Below are 18,168 nucleotides of genomic sequence, written 5' to 3'. Positions count from 1 at the left end.
TAAAAAAACTCTTAACTTTGGGTATATGTTCAAAGCTAAGAGTTTTTATTTAATTTATAGCATCTAATATCATCTTTTTAACGTCCATTGCTGGCTCATCTTCAACCTTTATTACTTCACCTTCCCAAGTTCTTATCTTTATATAATCTGTTCCCTTAGAAATCAGATATTGAGGAAGAAGTGGAGTCTTGCCTTTTCCTTTTGGTGCGTTTATTATATAAGTTGGTATTGCCATTCCTGAAGTATATCCTCTTAAATATTCCATTATTTCCATTCCATCATCTACTGATGTATTGAAATGCTTAGTACCCATAACGTGCTTACTGTGGAATATATAGTATGGCTTAACTCTTATTTTTAATAATTCATGATTTAAACATCTCATAACGAATTTATCATTATTTACACCATTTAAAAGAACTGCTTGATTTCCAAGTGGTACACCTGCATTTGCAAGTTTTGTACAAGCTTCTTTAGTTTCTTCAGTTATTTCCATTGGATGATTAAAGTGAGTATTTATATATATTGGATGATACTTCTTAATCATTTCACAGAATTCATCAGTTATTCTTTGTGGCATAGTAACTAAAGTTCTAGTACCAAGTCTTATATAATCGACATGTTCTATTTTTCTAAGTTCACTTATTATCCACTCTAACATATCATCCTTTAATGTTAATGGGTCTCCTCCAGTTATTAAGACATCTCTTATTTCTTCGTTATCTCTTATATAGTCTATAGACTCTTGTATCATTGCTCTTGAGTTATGGCAATCTTCTTGTCCTATATTTCTTCTTCTTTGACAATGTCTACAGTACATTGCACATTCATTTGTTACATTTATTATTAATCTATCTGGGTATCTTCTAGTTATAGTACCTGCTGGATTAGTAAATTCCTCTCCCATTGGATCTAAATCATTTTGACTATCATCTAACTCTACTATAGAAGGTATAGACATTAGTTTTATTGGATCACATGCATCTTCAGGATCAATTAGACTTAAATAATATGGCGATATAGCCCATCTAAATTGACTTTGCACTTCTCTTATATGATTTATTTCTTTATCTGTTAACTTTAATACTTTTGCTAAAGTATCAGCATCGCTTATTCTATTTGATAACTGCCACTTATATTCGTTCCAATCTTCTTCAGTTGCACCTAACACTTCTAATATTCTTGCTTTTCTTGCATTTATTTCTTCTTTTCTCTCTATTCCTTTTGGAATTGATGGCTTTATTTGAATATAATCTTCTATCCTTGACTTTAGTTCTTCTGCCCTTTGTAAAGATATTTTAGTTTGCTCACTTACTACTTTATTTTTTATCATTTACTTTCTATCAAAGCATTTATAATGCTTTGATATTCCCCCCTTCTTAAGTAATATTTTATTGAATATAATTTAACAGTTTTTTCTCTTTATTTTATTTTAAAATTAATCATAACATAAAAAACGTTTTTTTGCAACATTATAACTTTTTTCGTAAGTTATATTGCATTATATGTAAAAAATAAAGTCTCGCATAAATTGAAATTTATACGAGACTTTATATTAAGCATTATCTTCGATTTTTTTACTCAATCTTGCAAGCATTGTTTTAGAAAAATCACCTATATCTTTTGGCACACATATAGATTCTGATAATATACAGTAAATTGCTATCGCTTTTTTATAATCCTTTTTACCTGTATATGCTTTAAATGCTTGCTCAGCTAGATCCTTACAGACCTCACTTATGCGATTATATCTTCTTAACAATACAATCACTCCCTTAATATAGTTTATATAATTCTCCCGTATAAACTATATTAAGATAATTAATTTTTTATTCCTTATTAGTTAAAGGTAATGTGTTACTCATCTCAAGTGTAGTTCCTTCGCCCTCAGCAATAATATGAATTTCCATATCTACACTATCTCCATCTATAGGAATTGTAATTTGAGTCTCTTTTATTCCTTGCTTATAAACTGTAGATATAGTTTCACCTTTCTCTTTGTCTTTTATATAAACACTATAGGTAGTATTTTCATTTCCTACTTGGTTCCAGCTAAGGTTTATAACTTTATTTTCACTATCAATACCTCCAGATAAAACTAATGGTGTATTTTCACCCTCGTCTTCTGGCGGAGCTTCAGGCTCACGTTTTAAATGTACTAAGTTACTTCGTTTTGTTGGCCCAAACTTAGTAATTCCTTCTACGTATAATGAAATATCAGGATATTCAATACCCGTTATATCTAGTTCTATAATTGTTTCTACCCTTGCTTTTCCATTTAATTCATTTGGGTTTACTTTGACTTCTAGATATTTCTTAAATTGTTTTTCATCTAATGAATTATTTCTTAAGAATATATTATAGTCATTTATGCCTTCAATATAATCCCAGCTAATATTTATTCTCATTATATTATCTATTATCTCAAAGTCTGCATTAATATTTTCTATACCTTGACTAGTAATTGAGTTTTCAACAACTTTTATAGTTACTATTTTTTCTTTGTTTCCACAAGTTATTTTTATTCTATCTTCTCCTAATCTTATTCCAACTACTGTTCCATCTTTATCTAAGTCTACTGCTCTTTCTATTGGTTCTTTTTTATCAAGGTAATTATATTTTACTTTAGGATGGGCTAGATTTTTAGGTGATGTAATTATATTCGGTCTTAATTTTTTAGATTGTTTAAGCTCAACTTCAATAACATCACTAATTTCAATACTATCAATCCTTGCCTCAATATTAAAACTTAATTCTTCTTCTTTATCTTTTGATTTTGCAATGATAGACGCTTTTCCTACACCAACTGCAGTTACTATATTATCTTCAATTCTAAGCACTTCATCATTACTACTTTCATAAGTCACCTGACTCTTTTCCTTAAACTTAGTATAATCTTCCTTTACAATACTACTTATAGTTGTTGCATCATCTACATATTTTAGTTCTCTATCTACAGACACTATAAGACTTTCAACTGAAGGATCAATAACTCTAACAGCTACCTGCTTTAATACTCTAGATCCTTTCATAACACCAATAGATGAATATCCTTCCTTTACTCCTACTAATTGGTTGTTATTCTCTATTTTTAGTATTCCTGAATCATCTAATATATTAAACTGTAAGTCAGGATCTTTAGCATAGGATGGCATTGTAACAAAGTCACCCATGGATAAGGCTACTGGCTCGTCTAATTTTAATACATATTTGTCTATGTCTTTTACATAGTCACCACTTGATACTTTAATATCTACCCCCTTTACTAAGGGACTTATAGCTCCTACTTTAAATAAGTAAAACTGAGCAATAATCAGTATAGGAATAGATATTATTAAAGCTATTATATTTTTATTTTTAGTAAATTTCATATATCCACTTCCTTTTAATTACTGGTAATAGACATTACTCTTCTACATTCTTACATTTATACCCAAATGTTTAAATTTATATACTCTAATTATAAACTATATAGGACAAGTTTTAAACAAAATTACTTCTAAATTTAAGTATGTTAATTATTATCTTATATAATTATATTTACAATTTTGTAACAATATTAAATGAATACAATATATTTATATTTTTTCTAAGTGAAATAACATTTGTCTTGTCACCTAAAAAGATATATAATAATCTTAAATCATATAAGTTTATTTTTAAGGGGGGAGATATTGAATTGATTGCTACTCAAAATAATAAAAAACGGAACTTTAAAGAATTTTTAAGAAGTAAAAACATAGAAATATCAATACAAAGATATTTAATAGATGCTCTTAGCTATATGGCACTTGGATTATTTTCTTCATTATTAATCGGGACTATATTTAACACAATAGGCGATAAATTTGGTATAACTCTTTTTACTGATGTAATAAACCCTTTGGCTAAGCAAGTCACTGGACCTGCTATAGCAGTTGCTATATCTTATGGTCTTCAAGCCCCTCCACTGGTTATGTTTTCATCGGCTTTAGTTGGAGCTTGTGGAAATGAGCTAGGTGGACCTGTAGGTGCTTTTATAGCTACAGTTATTTCTGTTGAATGTGGTAAGTTTATATCTAAAGAAACAAAAATAGATATATTAGTTACACCTGCCCTTACTATATTAGTAGGAGTACTTGTTGCTCAGTTTGTAGGTCCTGGAGTATCTTCATTTATGAGTGCTTTTGGAAATATTATCATGAGTGCTACAGACATGCAGCCAGTACTTATGGGTGCTTTAGTTGCTTCAATGGTAGGTATTGCACTTACACTTCCAATAAGCAGTGCTGCTATTTGTATGATGCTTAGTCTAGGTGGACTAGCAGGTGGTGCAGCAACTGTTGGATGTTGTTGTCAGATGGTTGGATTTGCTGTAATGGGCTATAAAGAAAACGGAGTTGGCGGGTTAGTTGCACAAGGTCTTGGTACATCAATGTTACAAATGCCAAACATTATTAAAAACTGGAAAATATGGATACCACCAACTCTAGCTTCTGTAATACTCGGACCTCTATCTACTACTGTATTTAAGCTAGAAAATATACCTATAGGCTCTGGTATGGGGACTAGTGGTCTTGTAGGTCAGTTTGGTACTGTAACAGCAATGCAAGCATCAGGCACGACAGGAATATCTATGTGGATTGGTATACTATTATTGCAATTTGTATTACCAGCTATTTTAACTCTTCTTATCTCATCAGTTATGAGAAAAAAAGGACTTATAAAAGACGGAGATTTAAAAATCAACTTATAGTCTTCCTATATTTAATAAGTATAAAAGCTATGAAAACAGAGTTTAATTACTCTATTTCATAGCTTTTTGTGAATTATTTTAAAATATAATTATTTTACATAACAATCCTTAAAATATTTCTTCTTATCTTCTTCATTAATTTCTCTTATTACCTTACAAGGATTACCACCTGCCACAACATTTTTAGGTATGTCCTTAGTAACAACACTTCCTGAAGCTATTACAGAGTTTTCTCCTATCGTTACCCCTGGGTTTACAGTAACGCCTCCACAAATCCAAACATTATCTCCTATAGTAATAGGCTTAGCAAATTCAAGTCCATCTACCCTCATCTCAACATCTACCGGGTGACCTGCTGTAAATAAATTTACATTTGGACCAATAAGTACATTATTACCTACTCTAACAGTAGTACAATCAAGTACTGTTAAATTATAGTTAGCATAACTATTATCTCCCCATGTAATATTGTATCCATAATCACATCTAAATGGAGGTTCTATAAAAAACTTATTTGTAGTTGACCCAAATAGATTTTTGATTATTTCATTTCTTTCATCCACCATACTTGGTCTTAAGTTATTATAGTCAAATAGTACTTCTTTTGCATACTGTCTTTCATCAAATAACTCTTTTTTAAATGCTAAGTATAACTCACCATCTATCATTTTTTCCTTTTCTCTTTTTGGATAATCTGCTTTATACATTCTAGACTCCCAAGGCTTTAAATAAAATTTATTTAATTCCTTATGTTGTCCTACATCATGAGTCGATAAAATTAAATTATCTCTTTGTAGAATTATTTCATCATGATTATATACTGCTTCTTCATCACTAAGATTACATATAATTACAAACTTTTCATTGTCTAGTACTCTCTCATAAGCATATATTTGCTCATCATACTTCATAAGAATCTCACATTTACCATATATTAATGCTTTATTTTCTTTTCTTATTCTTATCATACTTTTATAGAAATTAAGTACTGAGTTTTCATCTTTTTCTTGTGACTTAACATTTATATCTACATAGTTTGGATTTAAGCTAAACCATAGATTATCTGAATTACTAAATCCAGCATTTTTAGAATCATCCCACTGCATTGGAGTACGAGAATTATCTCTAGAAGACATCCAAACTTTCTTTAGTGCATCCTCTTCACTTATTCCTTTTTCTATATCTTCATAATAAGCATTTATTGTTCCAACATCATCATAGTTGTTAATGCTTTCAAGCTGAATATTTGTCATACCTATTTCTTGTCCTTGGTATATAAAAGGTGTACCTTGTTGCATAAAGTATGATAAAGCCAATGATTTTGCACTTTCAGGTAAATATTCATTATCATTTCCCCAGTTAGATACTACCCTAACCTGATCATGATTTTCTATAAATAGTGCATTCCACCCCTTATTATGTAGTGCTTCTTGCCATTTATTCATTTCTCTTTTATATTTTAATACATCAAATGATTTTTCTTTTTTATAATCCCATAATGATAAGTGACCGAATTGGAATACCATATTAAATTTTCCTTCTTCTTCTCCTACCCATTCATGACAATCGTTAGTTGTCACACCATTGGCTTCTCCTACTGTCATTATGTCATATTTAGAAAAAGTCTCTTCTTTTAACTCTTTTAAGAATTTCTGTATACCATTTACATTCATATGCTTATCAAAAGAAGGAACGTACTCAAGACCTTCAGGATTATCCATATCTTTTAATCCCTCTTCTTTTTTAATATGACTAATTGCATCTACTCTAAATCCATCTATCCCCTTGTCTAACCACCAGTTAATCATTTCATAAACAGCTTTTCTTACTTCTTCATTTTCCCAGTTTAGGTCTGGTTGCTTTTTAGAGAATATATGTAAGAAGTACTCATCAGTATTGTCATCTTTTTCCCAAGCTGAACCTCTAAATATACTTTCCCAGTTATTTGGCTCTAGTCCATTTTTTCCTTCTTTCCATATATACCAGTCTCTCTTTGGGTTATCCTTTGATGATTTTGATTCTATAAACCACTCGTGTTCATCTGAAGTATGGTTTACAACTAAGTCTATTATTAGCTTCATATCTCTTTTATGAACTTCTTCTAATAATTGATCAAAGTCACTCATTTTTCCAAACTCATCCATTATATCCTTATAATCACTTATATCATATCCATTATCATCATTAGGTGATTTATACATTGGACATATCCATATTACATCTACACCTAGATTTTTTATATAATCAAGTTTTTGGATTATTCCTTGTAAATCCCCTATACCATCATTGTTGCTATCCATAAAACTTCTTGGATAAATTTGATAACCTACTGCTTCTTTCCACCATATTCTTTTCATTATTATCTCTCCCTGAAATTATGTTTATAAATTATTTAAGCTTGTATATAATAGCTTCATAAGGTCTTAAATTTAGTTTTTCTATATCTTCACTAGAATCTTTATAGTTACTTAAGAGAATTTCTACCCCTTCGAATTTAATGTCTTTTCCAAGTATAAATTCTTCATTGTTTACATAAAAGTTTGCCACTATAAATAATCTTTCATTATTTAATTCTCTAATATATGCAAATATAGATTTGTGATTTCTATCTAATAATTTAAAATCACCATAAACAACTACATCATTTTCTTTTCTTATACTGATTAATTGTTTATAGTGATTAAATACAGAATCACTATCTTTTAAATTATTTTCAACATTAATATCTACATAATTTGGATTTACTTTTATCCATGGCGCTACATTACTAAATCCTCCATTTATGCTACCATCCCAATGCATAGGTGTTCTTGCATTATCTCTTCCTTTAGCATAAATAGATTTCATTATATCATCTTTTTGATATCCATTTTCCATACGTTCTTTGTACATATTTAATAATTCTATATCTCTGTAGTCCTCTATGCTATCAAACTTCACATTAGTCATACCTATTTCTTCACCTTGGTAGATATAAGGAGTTCCTTTTTGCATATGTAATACAGTTGCCAGCATCTTTGAACTTAATTCTCTGTATTCTTTACTATCATTTCCCCATCTAGATACGATTCTTGGTAGGTCATGATTATTCCAGAATAAACTGTTCCATCCATCATTGCTTAGCTCGGTCTGCCATTTATTAAATACTTCTTTTAGTTTTATAAAGTCAAGTGGTGCTAAATCCCACTTACTTTTTCCTGGTATTTCATCTAAGCTTATATGTTCAAATTGGAATACCATGCTAAGCTCATTTCTGTTAGGATTACTATATAATTTTGCTATCTCAGGAGTTGCTCCCCAAGTTTCTCCTACCGTTAATACATCTTTATTCCCAAAAGATCTTAAGTTCATTTCTTGAAGATAGTCATGAAGTTTTGGACCGTTGCCTGTTATACATTGGTCTGGTTGTTTTCCTACTAGGTCTATTACGTCTAATCTAAACCCTCCAACTCCTTTATCAAGCCAGAAGTTTATCATGTCATACACTTCATTTCTCATATCTTCATTTTCCCAGTTTAAGTCAGGTTGTTTCTTCGAGAATAAATGTAGATAGTATTCTCCACTTTTCTCATCCAACTCCCATGCACTACCACTAAATATTGAACCTAAATCATTAGGCACTTTACCATCTACAGCCTTTCTAAAAACATAGTAGTCTCTATACTTACTATTTTCATCTCTTACTGCATTTTTAAACCATATATTCTCATCAGATGTATGATTTACAACTAAGTCCATCAAGATCTTTATTCCTCTACTATTCGCTTCACTTAAAAGATTATCCATATCTTCCATAGTTCCAAACTCATCCATTATATCTCGATAATCACTTATATCATATCCATTATCATCGTTTGGAGACTTATACACTGGAGATAACCATATAACATCTATTCCAAGTTTTCTTAAATAATCTAATTTAGATATTATACCTTTTAAATCTCCTATACCATCATTGTTACTATCATAAAAACTTCTTGGATATATTTGATATACCACAGAATTATGCCACCACTTTTTTTCTAACATGTTGTTTCCCCCTTAATGCCATCTATTTATTAACCTTATTGATTTACTTTAAGTAAAAGGTAACCATAAGGTTTTACTTTAATTTCCTTACTAAGATTTATATCTATTTCTTTGTATAAATCAGTTACAGTTTTATTTTGTAAAAACTTAGGTAGATCTATTATTGTTTCTTTATCACTATTATTAATAATTATTGCTATATCTTCTTTTTTTATTATAATAGTGCTACTCTTATCATCAGCTTCTATCCATTCATTCTCAACTGATCTAAATTCTTCATTTTCTTTACGTAATCTTACGAGCTTTTGTACAAATTTAAACATTTCTTTATCTTGCTTTTCTTCTTCCCATACCATACATCTTCTATGTAGCTCTAAACCTTCTGCATGTAATCCATCCATACCAATTTCATCTCCATAGTAAATACATGGACTTCCACCTTGAGTTAGCATAAATAAAAATGCCAACTTAACCTTGTCTTTATTGCCTTGTGCTATAGATAGTACTCTACTAGTATCATGGCTTCCTAATAAGTTAAAAGCAACTTCATTGATTTGCTTAGGATAACTTACTAATACATCATTTATCATATATTTAAATTTACTAGCACTTATTTTATTAGTACAGAAGAAATCATTAATTGCATCAGTTAGTGGATAATTCATTACAGCATCAAATTGATCTCCCATTAACCATTGTAAAGAGTTATGCCAAATTTCACCTAATATATATACATCTGGCTTTATAGATTTAACTTCTTGTCTAAATTTTCTCCAAAATACTCTATCTACTTCATTTGATACATCTAATCTCCAAGCATCTATATCAAACTTCTCTATCCAATACTTACCTACTTCTATTAGATGACTAATAACTTCAGAATTTTCTGTATTTAGTTTGGGCATGTATGGTGAAAAAGCAAAAGTTTCGTAAGTCAAATTATCTTTATTTATCTTATCTACTGGGATTTTTACATCATTAATATCACTTATATAAAACCAATCTATATACTTTGAACTATCTCCATTTTCTATTACATCTTGCCACTCTTTTGAGTGATATCCAATATGATTAAATACAGCATCTAGCATTATTTTTATATTTCTTTTGTGTGCTTCATCTATTAATCTTTTTAGTGTATCCTCATCACCTAAATATTCATCGATTTTCATATAATCTACAGTATCATACCTATGGTTTGAGCTACCTTCTGTAATAGGACAAAAATAAATTCCGTTTATTCCTAATTCTACTAAGTAATCTAAATTGTCGATTACACCTTGTAAATCTCCTCCCATAAAGTTCTTCCATGTAGGTTCAGTTCCCCAAGGCTCAGTGTTCTCTGGGTTTATGCTAGAATCACCATTTGCAAATCTATCTGGAAATATCTGATACCATACTGTATCCTTAACCCAAGCTGGTACTGTTGCCACATCGATATTGTTCAAATATGGAAAACAGAAGAAGTTTCCCATATTAGTTAAATGTTTTTCATCATCTTTATTTCCTAAGCCTACTATATCTTTTTCTCCGTACAATAACTTTTCTTCATCATCTTCTAGTATAAAAGCATATCTAGCACGTTTGTATTCTGGCTTGCATTTAGCAAACCAGTAATCAAAATATGCTGTTTCCGCCTCTTTTTTCATTGATATATTTCTTGATCCAGTCCAATTGCTACCAGATGCATTTAAATTTCCGCCACCTGCACCACCTTCTTGCCAATCATAAGGGTCTCCTATTTTTAATATAACCTTATTAACTTCTCCCTTTTTACTTCTTATACGTATATTTAAAGTGTCCTTATCATATCCATATGAATAATTACTATTTGGTGTATGCAGTATAGCTTCTTTTGTTATTCCCATACTTATTCCCCCTTATGATTTTTATTACTTAATTCTTATCTTACAAGACTCTCTTACAATAAGCTCTGTATCCAATACTATATGTTTGTGTTCACTTTTGTTATTCATTAAATCAAGTAGCAGTTCAATACTACTGTTTGACATTAGTTCTTTGGGCTGCTTTATAGTACTTATTGGAGGATTATAAAATTCGCTAATATCCATACCATCAAACCCTATTAGACAAATATTTTTTCCTATTTCTTTACCACTATCAACTATAGCTTTTGCACATCCTATTGCCATAATATCTGATGTAGCAAATATGGCTGTAATATTTTCATATCTTTGTAATAACTCTTTGGTTTTCGTATAAGAAATATCGCTTCTGTAATGACCTTCTAATAAATTACATTCATCAAACTCTATATTGTATTTTTTTAAGGCTTGCTTAAAACCGTCTAATCTTCTTTCATTTAGACCTTCCTTGCTATAACTATCTGCAACCATTAAGGCTATATTTTCATGACCATTTTTTAATAGAAACTCGGTCGCTTCATATGCAGCTTTTCTGTTATCTATAGATATGCATGAATATCCATCTGTAAACTCTTCGTTATAATTATTTACAGATGTTAAAACTATTGGTACTTCAATATCCTTAATATACTGCTCATTAATATCTATAAAGTTTCCTCCTAGACATATAACTCCTTGTAGCCTCTTATCATTAATAAAAGCTTTAAGAACATCAATATCTTTATAATCTTCAATATAACTTTGTTTAAGAATCATTGTATACCCTGATTCATTTATTTTACATCCTATAGTATTTACCATTTCCGAAAAAAAAGGGTTGAACATACCTTTTACTAATATTCCAATATTTTTAGTGTTATTTTGCTTTAATATTCTTGCACTGCTATTTGGAATGTAGTTACTTTCTTCTACAATCTTTAATACCTTTTCTCTTGTAGATGCCTTTACATCTGGGTGATTATTAAGCACTCTAGATACAGTACTAACCCCTACCCCTGCTAATTTTGCAATATCCTTTATATTCATACTCACTAACTCCTCTTTAGAATCTTTTGTTCATATAAATATAGTATACAACAGGATATTTATATTTATATTATTTTTTCTTATAAATTATCCTTTTACTGATCCTGATACTAAACCATCTGCTATATACTTTTGAGAAACTCCAAATAGACATACTATTGGTATACATGCCATAATAGCTGCTGCTGAATATTGTGTCCAGTTTGCTGAGAAGTTACCTGTGATAAATCCTTGAAGTCCTGTTGCTATAGTTTGACTTGATGGATCTTTTAAAAGTGCTGATGCAAATACGAATTCTCCATAAGAACCTATAAATGAGAATAAGAATATTACTATTAACATATTTTTTGTAAGTGGTAATATAACAGTTACAAATGTTTGAAGTGTAGTTGCACCATCCATATAAGCAGCTTCTGTAAGCTCCTTTGGAATGCCATCTATAAACCCTTTCATAAGCCATATGTTATAAGCACTTCCACCACATTGTATAATAACAAGTGCCCATATATTATCCATTGCACCTATTTTATAAGCAATACCAAGTATAGCTGGTAGAGCCATAGCCGCAGGGAACATTTGAAGTAAAAGTAACATCATAAGACCTTTTTTTCTCCCCCAAAACTTAAGTCTTGAAAAAGCAAATGCCGAAGGTATTGTTAAAATTAATTGTATTGTAGCTACTACTAAAGATATTATTAAAGTGTTCTTAACCCATAGTAAGAAATCTGTTTCGGTTAAAACTGCCGCATAATTTTTAAGTGTCCAAGTCTCAGGGAATAAGCTAGCTTGTGTAAATGATTGACCATCTGCCATAGAAGCTGACACCACTGCTATTATAGGGAACAATACTATCGCTATCATTATCCAAAGAATAATTCTTGAAAGAAAAGCTATTCTTCTCTCTGATCTTGTTAATTTCTTTTTATATACTTGTTTTTTAGCTATTTGTAATTGAGTCATATTATTCTACCTCCTCAAATTGACCTGATTTTTTCATTTGATAATAAGATATACTTGCTATTAGTATGAATATCATTATACTTATTGCTGAAGCTATCTCATATCTACCAAATTGAGTTGATAGTTTATAGTTAACAGAAGCTAGTATATCTGTGTATCCAGCAAATTGAGTTGCAACTCTTGCAGGTCCACCCTGAGTAATTAAAAATGCTGCCCCGAAGTTATTAAAATTAAATGCAAATGAAGAAATAACTAATGGATAAGCAGTTTGAGCAATAGATGGTATAGTTATTTTTGTAAACTGCGTAAATTTACTTGCTCCATCAACTTCTGCTGCCTCATAGTAACTCTTTGGAATTGCAGCTAGTGCACCTGAGCAAACATTCATCATATAAGGGAATCCTAACCATATTGTTACCATTAATATTGCTACTCTAGCCCACATAGGGTTTGTTAACCATTGTATCGGCTCTGCTATAATATGTAAGTTTAAAAGTGCATTATTTATTGCTCCATAGCTACCATTTAAAAGACCTTGCCATGAAAGGATTGCTATAGTTGCTGGTAATGCCCAAGGTAGAACTAATATTGCCTTATAAATTCCTCTTTCTTTTATATTTTTATTATTTAATATTATTGCAGTAAATAGACCTACAAAGAAATTTCCTAGAGTTCCTAGTATTGCAAATATTAACGTCCACGCAAATACCGGGAAAAATACTTTACTAAATGGCCCTGTTAATACTTCTACAAAGTTAGCTAATCCAACAAATGTAACTTCTTCTGATGGAGTATACATTGTGTAGTTTGTAAAAGATATATATATTGTGTAAAGTATTGGAAATACAGTAAATATTAAAATAGAAATCATAGATGGTAGTAAATAAGGTGCAGATTTTAAAGTATCTTTAATACCTACTCTACTTTTTGATTTAGGCTTATTTAAGGGTCTTTGCTTGTGTTTATTTTTACTTCCTTCAGTAGCTTGCATAAATATCTCCCTTCACGAAACTTTTTATTTATATTTTTATTAAGTCATTAGCTATTTTTAATTTATTTTAGATAATAAGGTTTATAAAATATTGTTTATATCATATAAACCTTATCAAATAGAATTAGAGTTTATTTTTGTTGTGATATTCCTTCTTCTATTTGCTTAACTGTTAGTTCAGCGCATTCTTTTGGAGATAATTGATTAGTCATCATTAATCTTATATTCTCTCCTGCAGGTCCCCACATAGCTTGAACTTCTGGTATATTAGGCATTGGTTCTGCTACTTCTGCTTGCTTAGCAAATTGTAACATGTATTCGTTTTTAGCAAATTCTTCACTATCAACAACAGATTTTAAAACTGGTATTCTATTTCCTTCGTTAAGTAATATATCACTAGTATTTTCAGATAAATATTTAGTTAATTCCCAAGCTAAATCTTGTTTTTTACTATTTGCACTTACAAATGCAGTTTGTACACCCATAAATGATTTAATAGTATTTCCATTCAAAGTTGGAAGTGGAGCTACTCCAAAATTAACACCTGCATCTTCAAATGATTTTACATCCCATGGACCAGATATATAAAATGCAGCATTACCTGCCATAAATTCACCACTAGCTATATCTCCAGTCATATCAACAGATATTAATTTATCTTTAACTACTAAATCTTGTAGGAACTGATAACCTTTTATAGCACCTTCATTTCCTAAACCAATATCTGTACTATCTAAAGTTCCATCGTTATTTTTATATACATATCCACCATTAGCAGCTATAAATCCGTATGATGGATAGAAGTTTGCAACGTCAAATATAAATCCTTTTTCTTTACCTATCTTAACTACTTCTTCCATAGTTTCAGGTACTTCTTTAACTAAATCTTTATTATAAAATAATGTAGTTGTCTCTTGTGCTATTGGAACTCCATATTGCTTTCCATTTAAAGTTACTGCATCTACTAATTGTTTTGATGCATAATCATCTTCATTTAATACTCCCTCTGGTACTTCTGCAAGTAATCTAGCCTTTTCAAATGTACCTAAGTTATCGTGAGGTAAACCAAACATTATATCAGGTCCCTTAGAACTATTAGCTGCTTGTATGTATGCTTGCATATCTCCTTTATCTTCAAGTACCTTTACTTTTACTCCGTTTTCTTCTCCCCATTTTTGCGCCACTTCATTTACTTTCTTAACTTCTGCTGGCGTTAAATGAGACCAAACTGTTAATTCTTTTTCATTAGATGATTCAGATTTTGAAGAACTACATCCAACTAGAGATACTGCTAGCATTGAAGTAGCCATTATCATGGCTATTGTTTTTCTTAACTTGATCATTTTTTAAACTCCCCTTTTTAATTGATAATATTTGTTAATATTTTTTTGGAATCGTTATCGGAATCGTTTCCAATTTAAATTATATATCCCTTTGGATACGTTTGCAAGTTTTTTATTTTATTTTTATTAAAAAATAAAAAATGAACTCTGATTACCAGAGTTCACCTTAAGTGTTAGTTTATCTTATTTGATATATATTTACTTTTATACCACTAATATTTAGCTTAATAATTATATCATATCAGTAAAATCATACTTGTAAGTTTTTGTATTTTCATCCATAAACTTTAAATAATCATCTTTAGTAAGATTTGGCTCAAAGTCACTTATTACTTTACCTGCAAGTTTTGCATTATCAAATAATAAATCTATTACAGTAATAGCAATAGCTTTTGCTGGTAATAGATATGCTATTTCATCATTACTTATACTATAATCCTTCGTATGTAGACTTCCAGAAACTCCACCTATCCAAGGATGTAAACAAGGGATTATTTGAGATAAGTCTCCAAAGTCTGTTGATCCAGCTTCTCTTACAACATCAATAATATTATCTTCTTCTCCATCAATAAGCTCAAGTATGTTATTTCTAAATATACTGTCCATATTTTTATCTGAGTCCATTGGTAAGTATCCTATACAATCTTCTATGATTACATCTGCTCCTACTGCCATTGCTCCGCATTGCAAAGCTCTATTTACTTTTTTATTAGCATCAATCATAGCTTCAACTGTGGCTGCTCTTACCATAGCTTCCATTTTTACATTAGAAGGTACAACATTGACTATGTCTCCACCATGAGTTATTATAGCACTCACTCTTACCTTATCTTCATCCTTGAAAGTCTCCCTCTGTGCATTAATGTTATTTATAGCTAAGGTAGCTGCATTTAATGCATTTATTCCTTCATGTGGTGCTGCACCTGCATGAGATGATACTCCTTTAAATGTAATCCTCTTTGATATAAAGCCATTTGTATATGATTTTACTATACATTTTTTATCATTATCTAAATTTATTGTGTGAAACATCATAGCCATATCTACATCGTCCAATAAACCCCTATATAATAGCTCTTGCTTTCCACCAAAGAATTTTATTTCTCCTTTTTCTTTTAACCCTTGCCTATACTCTAGGTCAATGCACTCTTCTGCTGGTACTGCAATAAAATCTACTTTACCAGATAGCCATTTTAATGCATTTGACTTTATTAATCCAAGTGCAGTTCCAAGCATACCAGCTACTTGAATATTATGCCCACATCCATGTATATTCCCGATTTCATTACTATCTTTATGTTCATGACAAACTATAGAATCTAGCTCTCCCATAACTGCAATCTTAGGTCCTGTAATATCTTTATTAACAGAGACCTTACACCCAGTAACAGCAATATTATCTTCTACATCTAGTCCCATATCTTTAAAGAAATCTGCTACTATTTTCGTAGATTTGACTTCCTTATATCCTAATTCAGGATTTTCATAAATCTTTTTACCTGCATTTATTATCAACTCTTTATTTTTTTCAATTTCTTCTAAACATAACTTTTTAATTTGATTTTTATCCATAATTATTTTCCCCTTATTGTATGTATTAAATATATCTAAAAATAAAAGGCTCAAGCTTTACGCTATCGCCTTTATAGTTTTTATATTGTGTATGAAGGTAATATTCCAGGTCCTAGAGGAATATTGAATACCATAAATACAATTAATAATAAAGTCCATACAACTAAGAATGCTAATGAGAAAGGTATCATATTTGCTATTACTGTACCCATTCCAGCTTCTTCGTCATACTTTCTAGTAAATGCCAATATTATTGGGAAGTATGGGAATAATGGACTTAAAGGATTTGTTATACAATCTCCTATACGATATGCCATTTGTGTTAAGGCCGGATTGTATCCTACTAACATAAACATTGGCACAAATATCGGAGCAAGTATCGCCCATTTTGCTGAAGCACTTCCTATAAATAAGTTTATACAACAAGCAAGTAATATAAATCCAATTAGTAATAATGGACCTTGTATACCTGCAGTCTTCAAGAAGTCTCCTCCTTTTACAGCTATAATTAATCCCAAATTACTGTTGGTAAATAACTGTAAAAACTGTGATGCTGCAAATGCAAGAATTATATATCCTCCCATATCACTCATTGCACCAGACATAAGTTTGACTACATCCTTATCTTTCTTTATCTTTCCTGTAGCTCTACCAAAAACTAATCCTGGTATGAAAAAAGCAAGAGCAATTATTGGTACCATACCTTTCATTAAAGGAGCTTTATTTGATAGTAAGTCTCCAGTTTCAGGATCAGCCAAGAAAGGAGATTCTCCTACTATACTAAGCATAACTATTACCGCTATATATATTAAAACACTTATTCCAGCTTGTTTTAATCCTTTTTTCTCTGCATCTGAAAGACTTCCATCTACATCTAATTTTGCATCTCCTTCATATTTTCCAAATCTAGGAGCTATAACTTTTTCAGTTATTATTGTTGCAAGACCTATTAAAATAAATGTAGATACTATCATAAATATTAAGTTCATAGTTGCATTTGCTTCAAAACTCGGATCTATCATTTGCGCTGCTGGCACTGTAAAACTAGCAGCTAGTATATCATTTACACTTATCATTATATTTGCAGCAAATCCTAAACATACTGCTGCATAACCTGAGAATAAACCAATAAGAGGATGTCTACCTACTCCTAAGTAGACCAATGCTGCTAATGGTGGAAACAATATTGTTCCTGCATCTGATGCAATATTAGCAAGCATACCTATAGTCATTACAACTATCGTAACTTTTGATTTAGGTATTTTACTTGTAGATGCTTTTATTGTTGCAGTCATTAATCCTGATTTATCACATACTCCTGCACCGATCATTGTTACAAGTACTAACCCTAGTGGAGCAAAACCTTGGAAGTTACTAACTATACTTCCTAACAATATCTGTAATTGTTCCTTAGTAAGTAAGTTAACCACTTGTATAGTCTCTCCAGTTCCAGGATGCACTACTGATACTCCTTTGGAACCTATAATATATGATGCTATAATTACTAATACACATAATGCTAAAAATATTGTAACTGGATCAGGTAATCTGTTACCTACTACCTCTACAACATTTAACGCTCTATTAAAGAGACTTTCTTTTTTCACTGCCTTAGTGCTCATATTG

General features: G+C 30.5%; 13 protein-coding genes. 1 reads left to right on the top strand and 12 read right to left on the bottom strand.

The window, feature by feature from the left end:
- Positions 1-49 precede the first annotated feature (49 nt).
- From eam to CHL78_RS11360, 3 genes are all read right to left on the bottom strand, one after another.
- Positions 50-1,333, bottom strand: a complete 1,284-nt coding sequence (eam, locus tag CHL78_RS11370) for a glutamate 2,3-aminomutase (RefSeq protein ID WP_094368042.1) — start codon at positions 1,331-1,333, stop codon at positions 50-52.
- 222 nt (positions 1,334-1,555) lie between these two features.
- Positions 1,556-1,771 carry a hypothetical protein gene (locus tag CHL78_RS11365; protein WP_408638606.1) on the bottom strand — a complete coding sequence of 72 codons (216 nt, stop codon included), beginning with the start codon at positions 1,769-1,771 and terminating at the stop codon, positions 1,556-1,558.
- Positions 1,772-1,829: 58 nt separating this feature from the next.
- Positions 1,830-3,371 carry a hypothetical protein gene (locus CHL78_RS11360; RefSeq protein WP_094368040.1) on the bottom strand — a complete coding sequence of 514 codons (1,542 nt, stop codon included), beginning with the start codon at positions 3,369-3,371 and terminating at the stop codon, positions 1,830-1,832.
- 308 nt (positions 3,372-3,679) lie between these two features.
- Here CHL78_RS11360 and CHL78_RS11355 point away from each other — a divergent pair, with 308 nt between their 5' ends.
- Positions 3,680-4,735: a PTS transporter subunit IIC gene (locus CHL78_RS11355; RefSeq protein WP_330408622.1), complete on the top strand. Its 1,056-nt coding sequence runs from the start codon at positions 3,680-3,682 to the stop codon at positions 4,733-4,735.
- Between the two features lie 89 nt (positions 4,736-4,824).
- Here the strand turns inward: CHL78_RS11355 and CHL78_RS11350 are convergent, their stop codons facing one another.
- The 9 genes from CHL78_RS11350 to CHL78_RS11310 form a co-directional block, all read right to left on the bottom strand.
- Positions 4,825-7,092 (bottom strand): alpha-amylase family glycosyl hydrolase, encoded by a 2,268-nt coding sequence (locus CHL78_RS11350; protein ID WP_094368039.1) that lies wholly within the window; start codon positions 7,090-7,092, stop codon positions 4,825-4,827.
- 31 nt (positions 7,093-7,123) lie between these two features.
- Complete coding sequence (locus CHL78_RS11345) at positions 7,124-8,764, bottom strand: glycoside hydrolase family 13 protein (RefSeq protein ID WP_094368038.1); 1,641 nt, start codon at positions 8,762-8,764, stop codon at positions 7,124-7,126.
- A 35-nt stretch (positions 8,765-8,799) separates the two neighbouring features.
- Positions 8,800-10,632, bottom strand: coding sequence for a glycoside hydrolase family 13 protein (locus tag CHL78_RS11340; protein WP_094368037.1), 1,833 nt, complete (start codon positions 10,630-10,632; stop codon positions 8,800-8,802).
- Between the two features lie 24 nt (positions 10,633-10,656).
- Complete coding sequence (locus CHL78_RS11335; protein WP_094368036.1) at positions 10,657-11,676, bottom strand: LacI family DNA-binding transcriptional regulator; 1,020 nt, start codon at positions 11,674-11,676, stop codon at positions 10,657-10,659.
- Positions 11,677-11,763: 87 nt separating this feature from the next.
- Positions 11,764-12,636, bottom strand: coding sequence for a sugar ABC transporter permease (locus tag CHL78_RS11330; RefSeq protein ID WP_094368035.1), 873 nt, complete (start codon positions 12,634-12,636; stop codon positions 11,764-11,766).
- A 1-nt stretch (position 12,637) separates the two neighbouring features.
- On the bottom strand, positions 12,638-13,627 hold the full coding sequence (locus CHL78_RS11325) for a carbohydrate ABC transporter permease (protein ID WP_094368034.1): 990 nt from the start codon (positions 13,625-13,627) through the stop codon (positions 12,638-12,640).
- 131 nt (positions 13,628-13,758) lie between these two features.
- Positions 13,759-14,970, bottom strand: coding sequence for a sugar ABC transporter substrate-binding protein (locus CHL78_RS11320; RefSeq protein ID WP_094368033.1), 1,212 nt, complete (start codon positions 14,968-14,970; stop codon positions 13,759-13,761).
- Positions 14,971-15,201: 231 nt separating this feature from the next.
- A complete protein-coding gene (locus CHL78_RS11315; protein WP_094368032.1) occupies positions 15,202-16,542 on the bottom strand; it encodes an amidohydrolase in 1,341 nt (446 codons plus the stop codon).
- Between the two features lie 80 nt (positions 16,543-16,622).
- Positions 16,623-18,164, bottom strand: a complete 1,542-nt coding sequence (locus CHL78_RS11310) for an AbgT family transporter (RefSeq protein ID WP_094368031.1) — start codon at positions 18,162-18,164, stop codon at positions 16,623-16,625.
- Positions 18,165-18,168: the final 4 nt, after the last annotated feature.

The sequence above is a fragment of the Romboutsia weinsteinii genome, assembly GCF_002250835.2.
Taxonomy (GTDB): Bacteria; Bacillota; Clostridia; order Peptostreptococcales; family Peptostreptococcaceae; genus Romboutsia_A; species Romboutsia_A weinsteinii.
This window is presented reverse-complemented; position numbering and strand designations above follow the sequence as displayed.